The sequence below is a fragment of the Acuticoccus kalidii genome (assembly GCF_021556395.1).
GTDB classification, from domain to species: Bacteria; Pseudomonadota; Alphaproteobacteria; order Rhizobiales; family Amorphaceae; genus Acuticoccus; species Acuticoccus kalidii.
In genome coordinates this window covers 462,681-481,497 of the sequence record NZ_JAKGCS010000036.1, presented here as the reverse complement: position 1 = coordinate 481,497, position 18,817 = coordinate 462,681, and the positions used below count along the sequence as shown (strand labels likewise).

General features: G+C 67.3%; 16 protein-coding genes. 4 read left to right on the top strand and 12 right to left on the bottom strand.

From position 1 onward, the window contains the following. The first annotated feature begins 80 nt into the window (after positions 1-80). The 3 genes from L1787_RS23230 (at position 81) to L1787_RS23220 (ending at position 3,847) form a co-directional block, all read left to right on the top strand. On the top strand, positions 81-1,685 hold the full coding sequence (locus tag L1787_RS23230) for a diguanylate cyclase domain-containing protein (RefSeq protein ID WP_235711491.1): 1,605 nt from the start codon (positions 81-83) through the stop codon (positions 1,683-1,685). A 232-nt stretch (positions 1,686-1,917) separates the two neighbouring features. Further along, positions 1,918-2,766 carry a sugar phosphate isomerase/epimerase family protein gene (locus L1787_RS23225; protein WP_235711490.1) on the top strand — a complete coding sequence of 283 codons (849 nt, stop codon included), beginning with the start codon at positions 1,918-1,920 and terminating at the stop codon, positions 2,764-2,766. Between the two features lie 163 nt (positions 2,767-2,929). Further along, the gene (locus tag L1787_RS23220) at positions 2,930-3,847 is read left to right on the top strand and encodes a polysaccharide deacetylase family protein (protein ID WP_235711489.1); all 918 of its coding nucleotides are present in this window, start codon (positions 2,930-2,932) and stop codon (positions 3,845-3,847) included. 118 nt (positions 3,848-3,965) lie between these two features. On the opposite strand, the gene L1787_RS23215 is transcribed toward L1787_RS23220, so the two are convergent. Both L1787_RS23215 and L1787_RS23210 read right to left on the bottom strand, forming a co-directional pair. Beyond that, positions 3,966-4,523, bottom strand: a complete 558-nt coding sequence (locus tag L1787_RS23215; protein WP_235711488.1) for a copper chaperone PCu(A)C — start codon at positions 4,521-4,523, stop codon at positions 3,966-3,968. A gap of 10 nt (positions 4,524-4,533) precedes the next feature. Continuing rightward, positions 4,534-4,902, bottom strand: coding sequence for a hypothetical protein (locus L1787_RS23210; RefSeq protein WP_235711487.1), 369 nt, complete (start codon positions 4,900-4,902; stop codon positions 4,534-4,536). A gap of 303 nt (positions 4,903-5,205) precedes the next feature. Between L1787_RS23210 and L1787_RS23205 the strand changes: the two genes are divergently transcribed. Then, on the top strand, positions 5,206-5,541 hold the full coding sequence (locus L1787_RS23205; RefSeq protein WP_235711486.1) for an Omp10 family outer membrane lipoprotein: 336 nt from the start codon (positions 5,206-5,208) through the stop codon (positions 5,539-5,541). Between the two features lie 152 nt (positions 5,542-5,693). Here L1787_RS23205 and L1787_RS23200 read toward each other — a convergent pair whose 3' ends face one another. From L1787_RS23200 to rimP, 10 genes are all read right to left on the bottom strand, one after another. Next, entirely contained in the window at positions 5,694-7,496 is a 1,803-nt protein-coding gene (locus tag L1787_RS23200) for a tetratricopeptide repeat protein (protein ID WP_235711485.1), read from the bottom strand. A 191-nt stretch (positions 7,497-7,687) separates the two neighbouring features. Then, positions 7,688-9,808: a polyribonucleotide nucleotidyltransferase gene (gene pnp / locus L1787_RS23195; protein WP_235711484.1), complete on the bottom strand. Its 2,121-nt coding sequence runs from the start codon at positions 9,806-9,808 to the stop codon at positions 7,688-7,690. Positions 9,809-10,485: 677 nt separating this feature from the next. Continuing rightward, positions 10,486-10,755 carry a 30S ribosomal protein S15 gene (gene rpsO / locus L1787_RS23190; protein ID WP_235711483.1) on the bottom strand — a complete coding sequence of 90 codons (270 nt, stop codon included), beginning with the start codon at positions 10,753-10,755 and terminating at the stop codon, positions 10,486-10,488. 183 nt (positions 10,756-10,938) lie between these two features. Continuing rightward, complete coding sequence (locus L1787_RS23185) at positions 10,939-11,289, bottom strand: SH3 domain-containing protein (protein WP_235711482.1); 351 nt, start codon at positions 11,287-11,289, stop codon at positions 10,939-10,941. Beyond that, complete coding sequence (truB, locus tag L1787_RS23180; protein WP_235711481.1) at positions 11,289-12,323, bottom strand: tRNA pseudouridine(55) synthase TruB; 1,035 nt, start codon at positions 12,321-12,323, stop codon at positions 11,289-11,291. Before truB ends, L1787_RS23185 begins: the two co-directional genes overlap by 1 nt. Continuing rightward, positions 12,316-12,723, bottom strand: coding sequence for a 30S ribosome-binding factor RbfA (rbfA, locus tag L1787_RS23175; protein WP_235711480.1), 408 nt, complete (start codon positions 12,721-12,723; stop codon positions 12,316-12,318). Before rbfA ends, truB begins: the two co-directional genes overlap by 8 nt. Positions 12,724-12,780: 57 nt before the next feature. Next, the gene (gene infB, locus L1787_RS23170) at positions 12,781-15,828 is read right to left on the bottom strand and encodes a translation initiation factor IF-2 (protein ID WP_235711479.1); all 3,048 of its coding nucleotides are present in this window, start codon (positions 15,826-15,828) and stop codon (positions 12,781-12,783) included. Beyond that, positions 15,825-16,496, bottom strand: coding sequence for an RNA-binding protein (locus L1787_RS23165; protein WP_255720774.1), 672 nt, complete (start codon positions 16,494-16,496; stop codon positions 15,825-15,827). The genes infB and L1787_RS23165 overlap by 4 nt, the downstream gene beginning before the upstream one ends. Next, entirely contained in the window at positions 16,493-18,118 is a 1,626-nt protein-coding gene (gene nusA, locus L1787_RS23160) for a transcription termination factor NusA (protein ID WP_235711478.1), read from the bottom strand. The genes L1787_RS23165 and nusA overlap by 4 nt, the downstream gene beginning before the upstream one ends. A gap of 97 nt (positions 18,119-18,215) precedes the next feature. Further along, complete coding sequence (gene rimP / locus L1787_RS23155; RefSeq protein ID WP_235711937.1) at positions 18,216-18,761, bottom strand: ribosome maturation factor RimP; 546 nt, start codon at positions 18,759-18,761, stop codon at positions 18,216-18,218. Positions 18,762-18,817: the final 56 nt, after the last annotated feature.

The following is an 18,817-nucleotide window of genomic DNA, read 5'->3' as shown; positions in this document are numbered from 1 at the left end:
GCGGGCTGGGGACGTCGATGTTAGAGAATTTGTCAAAGGGTTCGTCACCGAAGCCGAGCGACATCGCACGGGCGGAGGTCATGGCTCAACAGGTGACGGCCTTTTCGGAATTGTGGATCGCCGATCTCGATCGGGAAGACCCGGTCACGGCCAAGCGCCTCGACGAGCACTTGTTCAAACGCCCTTGCACCGTCGAGGACGCGGCCCTCGCCGAACTCAATGAGCGGCTGAACGCGGCCGGCCACTATGTCGACCATATGCTCGCCGTCCGCTGCGAGGATGAGGTGCGCCATGTCCTCATCCGCGCCGTGCCTGTCCCCGCCACCGGGCGACGGCTCGCGATCGCGGTGCATGATCTCAGCGCGGAGGAAGGCCTCAGAAACGCGCTGCGTCAGACCCACCGCGCGCTGCGCGAGCTTCAGCTCGGCCAATCCATGAGCGACCGGGAAGCCCTCGCCCTCGCCTTCAGCGACTCGCTGACCGGCCTTCCCAATCGCCGCGCGTTCAATGCCGAGCTGACCGCCGCCTGCGCCGCCGGCGATTTCGCGCTCTGCCTCCTCGATCTCGACAATTTCAAGGACGTGAACGACGCGCTCGGCCACGCGACCGGCGACCGTCTATTGACGGAAGTGGCGCACATCCTGCGCCGCGCGACACGCGAAAGCGACTTTGTGAGCCGCCTCGCCGGCGACGAGTTCGCCGTCATTTTCTACGGTCTCGACACCGTCACCGGGGCGCAGGAGGCGACGGGCCGGCTGCTGTCGCGCTTCTCCCACCGCCTCGATCTCGACGAGATCGACCTGCAGGTGCGCCTGTCCGCCGGGATTGCGCTCGGTGGGCCGGGCGGCTCGCCGGACGAGATCTATCGCAAGGCCGACATCGCGCTGCACAGCGCGAAGACGACCCATCGCGGCGCGGCGATGATCCATGCCGACCCCACCGCCAGCCTTCTCGATCACGACAATCTGGTGATCGTGAAATCCTTCCTCACCGACAAGCCGCTGCCCATCGACGTCCAGCCGATCATCGACCCCGAGCTCAATCTCGTCGGTCACGAGCTCAGCGTCGGATACGTCGATTTCGAGCGTATCCTTGCCACGGCGCAACGCTTCGCCGTCGGCCCCGATCTCGTCAACGTGGCGCTGCGCGCGCTGTGCACCGCCGCCGCCCGCCTGACCGATCCGGTCGGCCACACGCGGATCACGCTTCCCCAATACGCCACCGTCGATGCCGACATGCCGTCCCGCATCGTCGAGGCGATGACGGCCGCGCGGCTCGATTTTTCGGCGGTTATCCTCGAGATCCCGCTTGCCGCCTTCGCGCACGGGACCGCCCCCCAGCTCGCGAGGGCACTCGCCGCACAGGGGATCCGCATTGCGCTGCGCGGATGGGATCCGGGCGTCAACGCCTTCCAGCGCGTCCGCGCGACCCAGTTCGACATGGTGACCTTCGACGCTCGGCCCATCGCTCCGATCATCACCGACAAGCGTCTCGCCACGATCTGGCGCACCGCGATCGCGAGCTTGCGCGAGGATGGCGTCAGCGTCACCGCAACCAATGTCGAATCGGCGGCGCTCGCAACGCGGCTTTTCGAGCTCGGAATCGACTCCGTCCAGAGCCTCGCCCTCTCGAACCTCCATTATGACGCCCACATCGCCGCAAAACGGTCGATTCGCGCGGCATGATTTGACCTCGGTGCCCGACGCAAATTGCCGCGACATGCCTGCGCAATGCCGCAATGATGTCGAATAGACGCCCATCGGCGCCGAACGCGCTTGCCAAGTCTCGTGAGGTTATTGAAAGCTGTTTCGGCATGGGGGCCGGCGTTTCGGATTCCCGCGCCGAGATCCGTCCCCAGGCGCCACACTCCGCCGCCTGTCCTCATTCTCAATCAACGGCTTAGAAGGCCGATCTTCAATGTTGCGCTTCGCCTATAATACGAACGGCTGCACCAACCACCGGCTCGACGATGCACTCGATCTGATCGCGGAGGCCGGCTATTCCGGTGTCGCCCTCGCATTGGACGTCCATCATTTCGACCCCTTCATGGAGGGCTACGAGGCAGCCGCCGAGGCGCTCGCCAAGCGTCTCGCCGAACTCGATCTCGGCCTCGTGGTCGAAACGAGTGCCCCCTATCTCCTCGACCCGCGCGAGGCGAACGAGCCTTCCCTCCTCCACCCCGCCTCCGACGGCCGGGACCGGCGGCTCGATTTCCTGCGACGCGCGATCCGTATCGCCAAGATCGCGGGCGCGGATTCGGTGGGGTTCACCTCCGGCCGGACCCGGCGCGGCGTCAGCCAACAGGACGCCGGCGTATGGCTTCTCGACGGTTTGCGTCAGGTCGTCGAATTCGCCGCCGAGGAAGGCGTCGTCGCGACGCTGGAGCCGGCGCCGGGCCATATGGTCGGCACGCTCGACGATTTCGTCCTCGTGCGCGAAACGCTGAAGCAGATGACCGACGCGCCCTTGCGCCTCTCCCTCGATGTCGGCCACTCGCTCGTCACCAACGACCGTGATCCCGCCAAGGCGGTGAAGGAGTTCGCCCCGGTCCTCGGCGCGGTCTCGCTCGAGGATATGAAGCGCGGCGTCCATGCCCACCTCCCCTTCGGCGAGGGCGACATGAACATTCCGGCCGTCCTCAAGACCCTCGAAGAGATCGAGTTCCAGGGCCTCGTCACGGTCGAGCTCCCCCTCCACAGCCCCCGCGCGCACGAGATGATCGTCGCGTCCTATGATTGGCTGCAGGAGAATCTGCCGAGCGATTGAGCGCGGCGGCAGCGCGGCGCCGGACAGCCGGCGCCATCCGAGAAGGCCGTTGCGTTCGTGGGCCAGCGTGCCCACGTGACGAGGACGCCTCGCGCAGGCAACCTCGGATTAACCATACTCGGTAACCCTGTTCCGCGCCGAAACAGGGTTCTCAGGACGCATCATGGACCTACGAACGCTCCTGCTGGCGGGCCTCGCCGCAGGGCTCCTTGCCGGTTGTCAGACCGAACGGCGTAGCGTGGCCTTCGCCGCGCGCGACACGATGACCATCGCGCGTCCCGTCGCCGTCCGCCCCGCGCCGGTGACGCGTGCGCCCCTCGCGCCGCTTGCCCCGCTCGGCCCCTCGCGCGCCACGCCCGCCCCCGAAAGCGCCGTCCCGCCGGGTCCGCGCTGCGGCCCGGACACGCGCGTCGCGGCGACGGCGCTGACAGGACGGATCTTGCCGGTCTCCAAGGTCGAGGACATCGTACTCGACGACCACGAGGTGATCCTCACCTTCGATGACGGACCCGCCCGCAAGCGCACCCCCGCAATCCTCGACACGCTCGACCGTTATGGTGTGAAGGCGACCTTCCTGATGGTCGGCCAGATGGCGGACGCCTCGCCCGATCTCGTGCGCGAGGTGGCCGCGCGCGGCCATTCGATCGGCTCGCACACCGCGGCCCACACCGACCTCTCCCAGCTCGATGAGAGCGACGCCTTCGCCGAGATCGCGCGGGGCGAGCGGGCGGTGAACGCCGCCCTTTCCGGCACCGGCCTCGGCCCCGCCCAATTTTTCCGCTTCCCCTACCTCGCCGACACCAAGGCGCTGCGCGGCGATCTCGCCAAACGCGGCACCATCGTGCTCGATGTCGATATCGATTCGCGGGACTATCATCAGGTGACGCCGGAGACCGTCGCCACCGACACGATGGCCAAACTCCGCGAGAGGAAGAGCGGCATCATCCTCTTCCACGACATTCACGCCCGCACCGTCGCGATGCTGCCGGACTTCCTGGAGACCCTCACGCGCGAGGGTTATCGCGTGGTCGAGCTCGTGCCCGATACCGACGCCGCCTGCGTTCCCTCCCCGGCCTTCTGAGCCGGCTGCTGGAGGGACGGAACGAGGCGGCGCCGCCGCGCTCCGCCGTCAAACGTCAGAGCGCAGCGCTGCTGCATCGTCAGATGAAAAGCGCGGCGCTGCCGCGCCTTGGGCACCGTCAGTGAGACGCGCCCTCGCCGTGGCCGGCCCCCGCGTCGCCCGAATGGCCGTCGAAGGACTGCGCCCCGAGGGGCGACACCGGCATCGCCATTTCGACCGGCCCCGCCTCGGCAAAGTCCAACGTGACGACCACCGTCGTCCCAGGCTCGGCCGGCGCGGTGAGATCCATGAACATCAGGTGATCGCCGCCGGGCGCGAGCGAAACGGTCTCACCCGGTGCGATGGGTAGCCCCTCGGGAAGCGGCGCCATCTGCATCACCCCGTTCGCCATCGTCATCTCGTGAACCTCGACGGCGCCGGCGAACGTTGCCGTGCCGCCGATCAGGCGGTCAGGCGCGGAGCCGGTGTTTCGGATCGTGAGATACCCGCCGGCGACCGGCGCTCCCGGCGGCGTGCCGCGCACCCACGCATTCTCGATCACGATGCCGCCGATCTTCGCCGAACCGGCCTCGCCGGGCTCGGCGACATGGGCGGTCGGTGCTGCGGGGCTGTCGGGGCTCGCCTGGGCGAACGCGGCCGTCGGCGCGAGAAGGAGCACCATCAAAAGTCGTTTCATCGTCTTTTTCTCATACACTTTGAGCAAACACATTCGGATTGGCCTCGTTCCCGCGGGGCGGTGGGTCACGGATCCGGGTGAGCGCGACGAGGAGGACGGACGGGCGCTCCGGAACCCGCCCGGCAGCCGGCAAAGGCGACCGTGCGATCGCGGCGAGGATTGGCACCGCCGCGTCGGGAAGCACGACGGGGACGCAATGGTCGCAAATCGGCGTCGCCCAGGCCTCGGGCGCAAGGCCGCCGATCGTGCCGATGCACCACGTCCCGTCGGCACGCGCGACGACGGGGATCACGGTCGCCCAGATGAGGAGGACGACGGCGAGCGCGGCGAGCGGCTCGGCCAATCGGCGCAGAAGGCCGAAGACGCCGCTCCGGGTCATGTCGGGGCCGTCCAGCGGCATCGCTGTCCTGTCCGCTGCGAGTAGACGTCCGCCGTCAGCGTGTGTCGCCGACGATCGCTGTGTCTCGGTCGCCTCGCGTCTCGTCCCTAAACGATCGGCCCCAACGAAGAAAGATTCGCATCGCCGACGGGCTCCGCGCGGAAGAACACGACGCGGTCGTTGCCGATTTCCCGCACCGCGACGTGAATTCATTCCGCCTCACGGTCCGGCTGCGCTTTTGGTTGCACATTTGATGCATGAACGGCAGCGTTCGGTGATCCAACACTGAGAGGACATTGTGCCGTGAGAGCCATTCTAACGTCCTGCATCGTCGCCCTTGGGCTCGCCGGCTGCCAGATGGGCGGTGGCGGCCAACCGATCGAGGGAAATTGGGCGTCCGACGACGGCGTCTTCATCGCCACCTTCCAAAATGGCGCGTTTTCGTCTCGCCTGACCGGCACGGGTGAGACGGTCGTCGCGGATGGCCGCTATGGTCGCGGCACGGGCGGAATCCAGCTCGAATGGACGAGCATCGCGCTCAACGAGCGCCGCTCGGCCGAGTGCACCTTCCTCGCGCCGCAGCGCCTGTCGTGCGCGCCGTCGGTCGGCCAGACCTTCACCATGACGAAGGTGGTCTGAGCATCCATCGCCGGACGGCGCGGCGCCCGCGAAGTCATGAACGCGCGCCGTCCGCACCTGGCCGTCAGCCCCTGATCGCCGCACACTCGCCGATCGTCGCGCGCCTTTGGTGCGCCCGTCCGGCGACGCGGCGCGGCGCATCCGGGCGCGGCTCAATCTGACGCGTCCGCCGCCGCTGCCGCCGCCCGATCGAGCGCGGTACGCGTGCCAGGACCGATGTCCCCGTCGATCGGACCGTCATAATGGCCGTCGCGCCGGAGGAGGCGCTGGACGGCGCGCCGGAACGGTGCCGGCCCCGTCCCGCGTTTGAGCTGTTCGAGCGCGGCGACGTTGCCGTCTCCGAGCGCCTCGTAAAGCCACTCGGCGGCGCCGTCTGGATCCGCCCCCGTCTCGCCATCGAGAAGAAGCGCGATCACCGCCTGGCGCGCCGGCTCATGGCCCGCCTCCGCGGCGGTTCGATAAGCGCTCAAGGCCGCCCCCATGTCGCCCGTTGCCGCGAGAGCGCGGCCATATTGATAGGCGATGCGCGGCTCGTCGGGGGCCACCACCTGCGCCCGCGCGCACGCCTCCACCGCGGCGGGTCCGTCGATCGCCCCATTGCCGCCCTCCGTCGCGCCGGCAAGCGCGTCGCAGCGGGAGACGAGACGCGCGACGAAGGCCGTGCGAAGCGCCGCCCCGTCCGCCCCCTCCGCGCCGGCATTCGCGCCCTCCCCGCCGGTGCCGGTGCCGACGATCGCGCCGATCGCGGCGGCGCTCTGCGACAGGCCGAGCCGTTCGATCGTCGCCGCGTCGAGGCTGGAAAGCGCTCCGGCCGCCGCCCGCAGCGTATCGGGCGAGACCGTCCCGCCGAGATCGCCCCCTTGCGCCGACCGCGCGGCGGCGGCGAGACGCGCCGGATCGCCGGTCCACTGATCGAGCAGGGCATTGAGCGCTTCGCTCTCGCCTCCCGCGCTGGCATCCGGCGCCGGGACGCCATCGATCACCGGCTCGGACGGCGGTTCGAAGCGGCAGCCTTCGAGCCGGTCCGGCGACACGAGCACGCGGCTCGCAACGCTTTCGGGCGCCTCCCCGCGACGCGCGCGAACGAGGCGCAGGTCGAGCGCGCCCGCCTGCGATGACGGCCCGGCGACGAGCATCACAGGCCCGTCCAATCCGAGGCTCGCTGCAGAGCGCGTCCCGTCGCTGTCCCGCGAGGCCGCCTGCGCGCGGGCGAGCGTCGCGGGCAGCGCCTCGGAGAACGGGCAGGTGCCGACGATCCCTTTGGTCTCGACCGCAACATCATCGGCGCCGGGAAAGGCCGGAGCGAGCCGGGCGAACGCATCGACGAGCGCCGGATAGAAGAGGACATAATCGACCTCGCTCGCCGCCGCCCCCGTGGCGTCGCGCGGGGCGAGAGTCTCCGCATCGAGGGTGATGACGGCCGACTGGGGGCAGGCGAACGGCGTCGTCCCCTCGCGCGCGAGGAGGTGCAATGTGAGGCGGACCGTATCCGGCGCCGGCCGTGCGCTTTCGACATAAAGAACGAGCGGCGCACTGTAGCGCCGGGCGAGCGCCGGGCCGAGAAGGGTGGCATCGGTCACGCCGCGCCCACCGGACGAACGCACGCCGGAGGGAGAAATCGGATTGGCGATCCAGCGATCGACGGCGTTGACGGCGCTCGTCATCGCCGCATTCACCCGCATCCGCGCCGGTTCCTCGAGATGGAGCGCAGGCCGTTCGATCGCGACGACGAGCGCCTCGCGCGTTGCGTCCTCATGGGCCTCGAAGCCGCACTCGGCAAGCCGCGCGGCCATCGCCGCGACCCGTTCGGCAAAGAGCCCCCGAAGCTCGCTGTCCCCGGCCGCCCGAACGGGGCCCGCCGCGCACAGAAGCGCTGCCGCGAGCGCCATGGCTCTACGGCGCGAACGGGCGACCTTCGCCGGGCGCACGGCCGTCACGCGGCGCCGCTTATTCATCCACGGCCCGTCCGTCGCCGCATCCCACTTGCCCCGCAACGCGCTCCCCCTTCGGCGGATGACTTGCGAAATCGACCACGAACGATGCGCGCCGACAAGCGCTGCCGTCCACCGGGCGGCGCGCCCTCCCGTCGCACAAAAAAAGCGGCGCCGAAGCGCCGCTTTTCGATTCGACCGTCGGAACGGAAGGATCAAGCCGCTTCGGGCTTCACCTCTTCGCCGGTCTCCTGGTTCACGACCTTCATCGACAGGCGGACCTTGCCGCGCTCGTCGAAGCCCATGAGCTTCACCCAGACCTTCTGGCCTTCCTTCACGACGTCGGAGGACTTCTCCGGGCGGCCCTGCGTCATCTGCGAGATGTGCACGAGGCCGTCGCGCGGGCCGAAGAAGTTCACGAACGCGCCGAAGTCGACGACCTTGACGACCGTGCCTTCGTAGATCTGGCCGACTTCCGGCTCAGCCGTGATGCCCTTGATCCACGTGAGGGCGGCCTTGATCGCCTTGCCGTCGGCGGAGGCGATCTTCACCGTGCCGTCGTCGGAGATGTCGATCTTGGCGCCGGTCTTCTCGACGATCTCGCGGATCACCTTGCCGCCGGAGCCGATCACGTCACGGATCTTGTCGACCGGGATGTTGATGACCTCGATGCGCGGCGCGTACTCGCCGAGCTCGGTGCGGGCCGTGTCGATCGCCTTCGCCATCTCGCCGAGAATGTGGAGGCGGCCGTCCTTGGCCTGGCCGAGGGCGACCTTCATGATCTCCTCGGTGATGCCGTCGATCTTGATGTCCATCTGGAGGCTGGTCACGCCGTTGGCGGAACCGGCCACCTTGAAGTCCATGTCGCCGAGATGGTCCTCGTCACCGAGAATGTCGGAGAGGACGGCGAAACGGTCGCCTTCCTTGATGAGGCCCATCGCGATGCCCGCGACCGGCGCCGCGAGCGGCACGCCCGCATCCATCAGAGCCAGCGAGGAGCCGCAGACGGTCGCCATCGAGGACGAGCCGTTCGACTCGGTGATCTCGGAGACGACGCGGGTGGTGTACGGGAAATCGTGATGCGCCGGCAGCATCGGGTGCACCGCGCGCCAGGCGAGCTTGCCGTGACCGATTTCGCGGCGGCCCGGCGAACCCATGCGGCCCGTCTCACCGACCGAATAAGGCGGGAAGTTGTAGTGCAGCATGAAGGTCTGCTTCGTGGTGCCTTCGAGAAGGTCCACGAACTGCTCGTCGTCGCCGGTGCCGAGCGTTGCGACCACGAGGGCCTGCGTCTCGCCGCGGGTGAAGAGCGCCGAGCCGTGGGCGCGCGGCAGAATGCCGACTTCGGCCTTGATCGGACGCACGGTTTCGAGATTGCGGCCGTCGATGCGGGTCTTGTCGTCGAGGATCTGGTTGCGGACGATCGAGGCTTCGACCTTCTTGAAGATGCCGCCGACGTCCTGCTTGGTCGGGCCCTCTTCACCGTCCTTGGCGACGAGCGCCTCGAGGACTTTCGCCTTCACCGCGTCGATCGCGTTGCGGCGCTCGGACTTGGCCGGGATCGCATAGGCGGTCTTGAGGTCGGCGCCGGCAAGCTCGGTGACCTTGGAGACGAGCGCGGACACGTCCGGCACGTTGTGATTGCGGGGCTCCTTCGCCGCGCGCTCGGCGAGGCGGATGATGGCATCGATCACCGGCTGGAACTCGCGATGGCCGAACATCACGGCGCCGAGCATGACCTCCTCGGAAAGCTCCTTGGCTTCCGATTCCACCATGAGGACGGCATCGCCCGTGCCGGCGACCACGAGGTCGAGCACGGAGTCTTCCATCTGGTCGAGCGTCGGGTTCAGGACATACTCGCCATCGACATAACCGACGCGCGCGCCGCCGATCGGACCCATGAAGGGCACGCCGGACAGCGTCAGCGCCGCGGAGGCGGCGACCATCGCGACGATGTCGGGCTGGTTCTCGAGGTCGTGCGACAGCGTGGTGATGATCACCTGCGTGTCGTTCTTGTAGCCCTCGACGAAGAGGGGGCGGATCGGACGGTCGATGAGGCGCGAGGTGAGAACCTCGAGCTCGGACGGACGGCCCTCACGCTTGAAGTAGCCGCCGGGGATCTTGCCCGCCGCGAACGCCTTTTCCTGGTAGTTCACCGTGAGCGGGAAGAAGTCGAAGCCGGGCTTCGGCTCCTTCTCGGAAACCACGGTCGCCAGCACGGTGGTCTCGCCGTAGGAGACGAGGACCGAACCGTCGGCCTGACGGGCGATCTTGCCCGTCTCGAGCGTCAGAGTGCGGCCACCCCACTCAATCGATTCTTTTTGAATGTCGAACATGTCTTGCCTTTCATGCGTATCCGGCACGCGGGCGGGCAAGACGACGGGCCGCTGCCGGGATCATCCCGCAGCGGCCGGCAATCCTGCCCCACGCCGAGGCCGGCGGCCATTTGGCCAATCGGGGCGCTCCTCGCCCCGCCGTTCGGGGCGCCCTGCCCCGCTTCTTGCGATCGCGCTCGAGGTCCGTCCCCGCCGCGATCCGTCTCGTTCAGCGAGCCGTGAGGCTCTACGTTCGGCGAGCCATGAGGCTCGTTCTGATCTCCGAGCCGCGAGGCTCGTTTCAAACATCGAGCCGCGAGGCTCGTTTCAAACATCGAGCCGTGAGGCTCGTATCAGACATCGAGCCGCGAGGCTCGTATCAAGCATCGAGCCATGAGGCCCATTTCGGTCTCCGAGCCACATGGCTCGGTGCGATCCTTGAGCCGCGAGGCCCGCATGGCGGGTCGCGTCGGCTCCCGTCTCGGGTGGAGCCTTGGGGCTCCTCTCGGTCGGGCACGGTCTCGAGGCGCAGTCTCGTTGGCGTCGAGGCCCCCTGCATGTCGCTCCGAGGGCCAGGCTCGCCGCGCACCGCGCCGCGTTCGTGAGAGACGGCGATGCGGTCCGCCCCATCCGGGTGGGCCCTCGCGTCTCGAAGGTCGAGGAGGCCGCACGAAGACGGCCGCCTCTTCGATCATCGCTTAGCGGCGCAGGCCGAGTCGCTGGATCAGGTTCTGGTAGCGCGCGACGTCCTTGCCCTTCACGTAATCGAGCAGGTGACGGCGCTGAGACACGAGCTTCAGAAGGCCGCGGCGCGAGTGGTTGTCCTTCGCGTGGGTCTTGAAGTGCTCGGTCAGGTTGATGATCCGCTCGGTGAGGATCGCGACCTGGACCTCGGGGGACCCGGTGTCGCCTTCCTTCGTGGCGTATTCCTTGATGAGCTCCTGACGGCGCTCGGAAGTGATCGACATCGGGGATCTCCTTGCATTTAGAGAGACGCGATGAGCCGGGATGTCGTCCAGCCCACGCGGAAGATCGTGCCGGTGCCCGCCATCGGATGGCGAAACACCAAAAAACGAGCCCGGCCCCGCCTCATATGGCGACCCGCCGAAGCCCGCTCAACTCTTTTCGTCGGCCTCGCGGCCGGCGCGCTGTTATTGGCAGATGAGGTCGCGCGTGTACACCCATCCATAATACTGGTTGAAGCGCGGCGGCTTGATCCGTACCCAAAGGTCGCGAACGCGACTATAGGGCATGTCGATCACTTCGACCTCCATCCCGGCGGGAAGGATCCCGTTCGAGACGTTGCCGGGAGCGAGATACACCTCAATGGGTGTCCCCGTATAGCACAGATTATCGGGCCGAACCGCCACCACCGGGGGCGCATACTCCACCGGCGGCGCATACTCGGCCGGCGGCGCCATGGGGAGGTCTGCGGCGAAGGCCGGTGCGGCGGACAACGCGGCGCCGGCCAGGATTGCAACTCGTGTGGTGGCGTTCGGCATCAACTCGTCGGCTCTGGCTGGTTGATCGGGACCGTGATCCGCCGCCGGGGGCTGCGGAACACACGGACAGGATGCAACGAACCAGCTTGCGCGGAGCAGAGGGCGACGAGATCGGGACCGAGCATGGCGCAGATGTCCCCTTCGCCGGCGTCTTCGCCAGGCCGGAGCAAGGTGCTCTGGCCGCGGCGGAGGCGCCCGGCGGCATTCCGATCGATTTCGAAGCGCGGCAGGCCGAGCAGCGCGTCGGACGGGGCGCGCAGGACGTGATTGATCGCCTCCTGCACGTCCGCCCCCGCCATCTCGCGCAGCGCGTCGAGGGTGATCATGTCCGTTTCGCCGAACGGACCGACCCGCGTGCGGCGCAGCGCCGTGACATGACCGAAGGTGCCGAGCGCAAGGCCGAGGTCACGCGCGATCGCGCGGACATAGGTTCCCTTGCCGCAATCGGCCTCCAGCGTGACGCTGTTCTCGTCGGGCATGTCGACGATATCGAGCCGGGTGATCGTCACGATGCGCGACTTCAGCTCGACGACCTCACCCTCGCGAGCGAGGTCGTAGGCGCGCTGGCCGCCGATCTTCACCGCCGAATAGCGCGGCGGAACCTGCTCGACCTCGCCGATGAAGGCTGAAAGCGCGCCCTCGATCTGTTCGCGCGTGGGCCGCACCTCGGACGTCGAGACGACGGTGCCGTCGGAATCGTCGGTGTCGGTCCCCTCGCCCCACTTCACGGTGAAACGGTAGGTCTTCGCACCGTCGACCACGAAGGGCACGGTCTTCGTCGCCTCACCGAAGGCGAGCGGGAGAAGGCCGGTCGCCAACGGGTCGAGCGTGCCGGCATGGCCGGCCTTCTCGGGCAGGAAGAGACGCTTCACGGCGCCAAGCGCCTGGGTTGAGGTGAGCCCCTGCGGCTTGTCGAGGATCAGCCAGCCATCGAGCTGGTTCTTCGGCTTGCCGCGGCCGCGAGGGCCGCCTTTGGGGCGCGGGCGCGGCGGGGCCGACGGTCCGGCTTCGGACAGGTCGAACGTTCTAACCATCGCGCCCCTCCCCGTCTTCGGCGGCGTCGTCTTGGTCGAGATCGGCGGCCACGATCGGCTCGGCCAGCATCTCGCGCAGGCGGTCATCGTCGTCGAAACGGGTGTCGAGACGGAAACGCAACTCGGGCATGTATTTCAGCTGTCGGATCTGTTTGGAGACTTCGCCACGAAGGAACTTGGCGGAACGCGCCAGCGCCTTCACGATACGATCGCCGTCGCCGCCGCCGAGCGGCATGACGAAGACGGTCGCAATTTTCAGGTCGGGGCTCATGCGCACTTCGGGCACCGTGATGGGGCGGGAGTCGAGATCGGGATCGTAAGTCCCGCCGCGCATCAGGATGTCCGCCAGCGCGTGACGGACAAGCTCTCCGACACGTAACTGTCTTTGTGAAACGGTCATGATTGCACCCTCGGAAAACGGCGGGGCGATGCCCGCCGTCCGCCAAGTCACATCGGATTAAGCGAGGCTCCGCTCAATCTGCTCCACACGGAAGCACTCGATCTGATCACCCTCTCGGATGTCCTCGTACTTCTCGAAGGCCATGCCGCATTCCTGACCGGCCTGGACATCCTTCACCTCGTCCTTGAACCGCTTCAAGGTCGACAGCTTGCCTTCGTGGATCACGACATTGTCGCGCAGGAGACGCACGCCGGCGCCCCGTTCCACCATCCCCTCGGTGACGCGGCAGCCTGCCACCTTGCCCACCTTGGTGATGTTGAAGACCTGAAGGATCGACGCGTAGCCGATGAAGGTTTCGCGCATTTCCGGCTTCAACATGCCGGACATTGCGTCCTTCACGTCGTCGATCAGGTTGTAGATGATCGAGTAGTACCGGATCTCGACGCCCGCACGATCGGCCGCCTCGCGCGCCTGCTTGTTGGCACGCACGTTGAAGCCGAAGATCACGCCGCCGGTCGCCGCCGCGAGGGTGACGTCCGATTCGGTGATCGCGCCGACGCCATGGTGCAGGATCCGCGCCGCCACCTCGTCGGTGTTGAGCTTCTCCAGCGCCCCGGTGATCGCCTCGACCGACCCCTGCACGTCGCCCTTGAGGACGATCGGGAACTCCGACAGCCCGGCGGACTGCAGGTTGGTCATCATCTGCTCGAGCGACACGGCCGTCGACGGCGCACTCGTCTCGCGCTTCAGGCGGCCACGATACTCGGTGATCTCACGTGCGCGCCCTTCGGATTCGACGACCACGAACTGGTCGCCCGCCTCCGGCGTGCCGTTGAGGCCGAGCACCTCGACCGGCATCGACGGGCCGGCTTCCTTGACGCGCTCACCCTGATCGGTGACGAGCGCACGGACCTTGCCCCATTCGGTGCCCGCGACGATGACGTCGCCGACGCGAAGCGTGCCCTGCTGGACGAGGACGGTCGCCACGGCGCCGCGCCCCTTGTCGAGCTGAGCTTCGACCACGGAGCCGAGCGCGTCGCGATCGGGGTTCGCCTTGAGCTCCAGGATCTCGGCCTGCAGAAGACAGGCGGAGAGCAGCTCTTCAAGACCCGTCCGCTTCAGCGCCGACACCTCGACCTCCTGAACGTCGCCCGACATCGTTTCCACCACGATATCGTGCTGGAGGAGGTCGGTGCGGACCTTCAGCGGGTTCGCGCCCGGCTTGTCCATCTTGTTGATGGCGACGATGATCGGAACGCCGGCCGCCTTGGCGTGGCTGATCGCCTCCGCCGTCTGGGGCATGACGCCGTCATCGGCAGCCACCACGAGGATGACCATGTCCGTCGCCTTCGCACCACGGGCACGCATCTGCGTGAACGCGGCGTGACCGGGCGTATCGAGGAACGTCACCTTCTGGCCGTTCAGCTCGACCTGATAGGCGCCGATATGCTGTGTGATGCCGCCGGCTTCGCCGGACACCACGTTGGCATGGCGGATCGCGTCGAGAAGGCTGGTCTTGCCGTGGTCGACGTGGCCCATGATGGTGACCACCGGCGGCCGCGAAACGGCGTTCTCCTGGTCGAAGGCCCGCTCGTCGAACAGGCCCTCCTCGACGTCGGCTTCGGACACGCGCTTCACCGAGTGGCCGAGTTCCGTCGCCACCAGCTCCGCCGTATCGGCGTCGATGATATCGGTGATTTTGTGCATCTGCCCCTGTTTCATCAGGAGCTTGATCACGTCGACACCGCGTTCCGACATACGGGACGCCAGGTCCTGAATGGAAATGGCGTCAGGGATCGTCACTTCACGCATAACTTTTTCACGCGGACCTGAACGCGAGCCGCGCTTTTCCTTCTCACGGCGACGGCGCAGAGCGGCCAGCGACCGACCGCGCTCGGAATCGTCCTCGAGCGCCGTGGTGATCGTCAGCTTCGTCTTGCGGCGATCGTCGCCCTTTGTCGCGGTCTTGGTCGGCGTCGCGCGGGCCTTCTTGGCCTTGGCGCTCGCCGCCTCATCCTCTTCGAGCTCCTTGCCCGTCTTGCGGCGGACCGGAGTCGCGGTGCGGGCCGTGCGCTGCTCGCCGTCCGCAGGCGTCGCCGACGCGTCGGCGGCCTGGTTGGCGGCCGCCGTGACGGCTTCGGCTTCGCGCTTGGCGGCGAGAGCCTCCTCGGCCTTGCGGCGAGCCTCTTCGCGCTCGCGGCGCAGCTCGGCCTCGGCGAGGTCGCGCTTCGCCTGATCGATCGCCTCACGCTCGCGCTGCGCCTCTTCCTCGGCGCGGCGGCGCATCTCGCCTTCCTGCGAACGAGCGACGGCGAGCGCACGAGCGCGCGCCTCCTGCTCGGCCTTCGAAAGGGTGCGATGGACCTGACCCGTGCCGCTGGAGGTGCGACGCTGGTTGCGGTCGTTGCGATCATTCCGGTCGTTCCGGCCGCCCTGCGGGCCGCGATCGCGATTGCCGCGGGCTTCGCGGTTGTCGCGCTGCGGCGCCTCGGTGCGGGCGTTCGCGCCGCGCGGTCCCGGAGAAGACGCCTGAGAGGATCGCCGACGCGGCTGTCCGCTCTCGGTCACGGGCGCCGGTGCGTTGCGCACCTCCGCCATGCCGATCACGCGCGGACGGCGCGTCATGTTGAGAGCCTGCGCGGCGAGTTCTTCGGCGCTCGGCGAACCGGGTGCCGGCGTCGCCGCCTCGGCGGGGGCCGCCTTGGGCTCGGCGTCCGGCGCCGGAGCCGGCGCTGCCGCGCTCTCTGCGGGCTCGGCCGCGGCGGGCGCCTCGGCAGCCACGTCCGCGCGAGCGATCTTGGCTACGCTCGCAGGCGCATCTTCGGCCGCGGACGGCTGTGTCTCTGAAGGGGTGGGCGCCGGTTGAGCAGGCGCTTTACGCGCTTCACTCGCAGGTGCAGGTGCAGAGGCTTGTTGCGCCGCTGGTTCATTGGAGCTCTGCCCCGGAACCACCACGCGACGCTTCTTTTTCTCCACAACCACCGACTTGGTGCGGCCATGGGAAAAGCTCTGACGCACAGTACCCTTTTCCACGCCGCCACGACGCAGAGACAGGGTCTTTTTGCGTCCGTCAAGCTGTTCGCCGGTGTCGTTCGTTTCGCTCATACTGCCAATGGTCCTGCGAACGTGTGTTCGTCGGGCTGATGTTCGCGATGCTTTTCGGGGTGCGTTACGCCAAACATATAGGCGCGCAAGCGTTCAGCATCCAGAAAGAAGATTTTAGTCGACCGACAGGGCATTAGTGCGACATGAACCACACGATCGCGCCCTAGCGTGCTCTCCAGCTCCGCCGAAGAAAACAGGTCGATCACGTTTCCTTTGTTATGGAGATCGCAGGCTTTTTTTGCAAGCGATTCCAGCTTCTGCCGCCCGTCCATCGCCCCATCCGAGGCGAAAACGAGCCCTGCCGGCTCGCCGGCGGCCAGGCTGGCCTTAACCTTTTCGAAGCCTGTCACCACCGCTCCGGTCTTGTGGGCGATCGACAAACGCTCAAGGGCGCTGCGGCGTAAGAGTGCCGCGACATCGTCCGCCAGCGTTTCGGGCGCCTCCACCTGGGCCTTGAACCCACGCGAGAAGGCGCGCTTTTTGACCGCCATTGCGACACTTTCACGTGTCGCGTCGATCCACACGCCGCGCCCCGGAAGGCGCCGCTTGATATCGGGTACAACCGTCCCGTCGGGCGCGACCACGAAACGGATCATCGTCTCCGGCGCCCCTGTGCGCCGGGTCAGGGCGCACGTTCGTTCAGGTGGTTTCGTCCGCCGTGCGGTCAGGATGCGTTCTCCAGTGTCGGGTCATCGTCGTCCACGGTCACCTCGTCTTCGACGGCGCCGTCCTCGGCGAGGTCGTCCTCGGTGATCCAGCCGGCCTTCACGCGGGCCGTCATGATCATCTCCTCGGCCTCGGCGCGGGAGACGTTGAATTCGGCGAGCGGGCCGGTATGGCGGATCGTCTCCGACCCGCGCTTCTCCACCCAGCCGACGAGATCGTCGGGGACGGAGCCCGCGAAGTCTTCCAGATTCTTGACGTCGTCCTTGCCGAGCGCGACCATCATCGCGGTCGTCATGCTGGGAACGTCCCGCAGATCGTCTTCGACGCCGAGTTCGCGGCGGACTTCGTCGTTCCGCCGCTCGAGCTCTTCGAGATGCTCACGGGCGCGGGCCTGGATCTCCTCGGCCGTCTCCTCGTCGAAGCCTTCGATCGACGCGATCTCGTCGATCTCCACATAGGCCACCTCCTCCATCGAGGTAAAGCCTTCCGAGGCGAGAAGTTGCCCGACCACCTCGTCGACATTGAGACCGTCGACGAAAAGCTGGGTCCGCTCCTGGAATTCTCTCTGACGGCGCTCCGATTCCTCGGCCTCCGTCATGATGTCGATGTCCCAGCCGGTAAGCTGGGAGGCAAGGCGCACATTCTGGCCGCGTCGACCGATGGCGAGCGAAAGCTGCTCGTCCGGGACGACGACCTCGATGCGCTCGGAATCCTCGTCGAGCACCACCTTCGACACTTCGGCCGGCTGCAGCGCGTTGACGATGAAGGTCGCAGCGTCGGGCGACCAGGGAATGATGTCGATCTTCTCGCCCTGCTGCTCCTGCACGACGGCCTGGACGCGGGAGCCGCGCATACCGACACAGGCGCCGACCGGGTCGATCGACGAATCGTTCGAGATGACGGCGATCTTCGCGCGGCTGCCCGGATCGCGGGCCACCGACTTCACCTCGATCACGCCGTCATAAATCTCCGGCACTTCCTGGCGGAACAGCATCGCGGTGAACTGCGGATGCGTGCGGGAGAGGAAAATCTGCGGACCACGCGGCTCGCGGCGCACATCCATGATGTAGCAACGGATACGGTCGCCCGGCCGAAACACCTCGCGCGGGATCAGCTGGTCGCGCCGGACGATCGCCTCGCCGCGGCCGAGATCGACGATCACGTTGCCGTATTCGACACGCTTCACGATGCCGTTGATGATCTCGCCGACGCGATCCTTGTACTCGTCGAACTGGCGGTCGCGCTCGGCCTCGCGGACCTTCTGCACGATGACCTGCTTGGCCGACTGCGTCGCCACGCGGCCGAATTCGATCGGCGGGAGCGGATCGGCGATGAAGTCGCCGACCTGGACTTCCGGGTTCTTCTCCAGCGCGTCGACGAGCGCGATCTGCGTCGCCGGATTCTCGACCTCGTCCACGACGGCGAGCAGCCGTTGGAGCCGCGTCTCGCCGCTCTTCGGGTTGATCTCGGCGCGGATCTCGGTCTCCTGGCCATAGCGCGCGCGAGCCGCCTTCTGGATCGCGTCCTCCATCGCTTCGAGTACGATGGCCCGGTCGATCTGCTTTTCGCGCGCGACCGCATCCGCGATCTGCAACAACTCCAGCTTGTTCGCGCTGACTGCCATGGAACGTTCCTGTCACCCGGGGCGATGACGCCCCAATCTGGTTGGCGGAGCCGAAACTCCGTCTTTGTCTATTGGTTCAGCGCCTGAGCGCGGTCTGTTAGTTCAGCGCCTGAGCGCGTTTACCGGCCTTCAGCGACTGTTCGACCAACTGATCGGTCAGAACGAGCCGCGCGTCCGACACCTCGCTGAGCGGGAGCCAAACGGTCTCGTGCCCCAAATCGTGGAGGCGAACCCCGACCGCATCGTTTTCGAGGCCGACGATCTGACCGCGAAAGCGGCGGCGCCCCTCGATCGGCACGGCGGTTTCGAGCTTCGCCTCGTGACCGCTCCAACGCTCGAAATCCATACGGCGGACGAGCGGGCGGTCGATCCCCGGCGAGGATACCTCGAGATGATAAGCCTTGCCGATCGGATCATCGACGTCGAGCGCGGGAGAAACTGCGTGGCTGATCGCTTCGCAATCCTCGATCGCCAACGTGCCGTCCTCGCGCTCGGCCATCACCTGAACCGTGCACCCATTTTGCCCCGTCACACGGACCCGCACCAGGCGAAAGCCCAGCGCCTCCAGCAATGGGGCGACGATGCGCGCGACCCGCGCATCAAGGCCGGATTCCGTGATCAACCGATCGTCGTTCTGCAACAGCACTCTCTTCGAATTGGGCGCCTCGTGGCGCGTGGCGATCCGATGGGTTGCGACCA

Coding starts and splice junctions, on each gene's coding strand:
- L1787_RS23230 (WP_235711491.1), top strand. CDS start 81: ATGGCTCAACAGGTGACGGCCTTTTCGGAATTGTGGATCGCCGATCTC.
- L1787_RS23225 (WP_235711490.1), top strand. CDS start 1,918: ATGTTGCGCTTCGCCTATAATACGAACGGCTGCACCAACCACCGGCTC.
- L1787_RS23220 (WP_235711489.1), top strand. CDS start 2,930: ATGGACCTACGAACGCTCCTGCTGGCGGGCCTCGCCGCAGGGCTCCTT.
- L1787_RS23215 (WP_235711488.1), bottom strand. CDS start 4,523: ATGAAACGACTTTTGATGGTGCTCCTTCTCGCGCCGACGGCCGCGTTC.
- L1787_RS23210 (WP_235711487.1), bottom strand. CDS start 4,902: ATGACCCGGAGCGGCGTCTTCGGCCTTCTGCGCCGATTGGCCGAGCCG.
- L1787_RS23200 (WP_235711485.1), bottom strand. CDS start 7,496: ATGAATAAGCGGCGCCGCGTGACGGCCGTGCGCCCGGCGAAGGTCGCC.
- pnp (WP_235711484.1), bottom strand. CDS start 9,808: ATGTTCGACATTCAAAAAGAATCGATTGAGTGGGGTGGCCGCACTCTG.
- rpsO (WP_235711483.1), bottom strand. CDS start 10,755: ATGTCGATCACTTCCGAGCGCCGTCAGGAGCTCATCAAGGAATACGCC.
- L1787_RS23185 (WP_235711482.1), bottom strand. CDS start 11,289: ATGCCGAACGCCACCACACGAGTTGCAATCCTGGCCGGCGCCGCGTTG.
- truB (WP_235711481.1), bottom strand. CDS start 12,323: ATGGTTAGAACGTTCGACCTGTCCGAAGCCGGACCGTCGGCCCCGCCG.
- rbfA (WP_235711480.1), bottom strand. CDS start 12,723: ATGACCGTTTCACAAAGACAGTTACGTGTCGGAGAGCTTGTCCGTCAC.
- infB (WP_235711479.1), bottom strand. CDS start 15,828: ATGAGCGAAACGAACGACACCGGCGAACAGCTTGACGGACGCAAAAAG.
- nusA (WP_235711478.1), bottom strand. CDS start 18,118: ATGGCAGTCAGCGCGAACAAGCTGGAGTTGTTGCAGATCGCGGATGCG.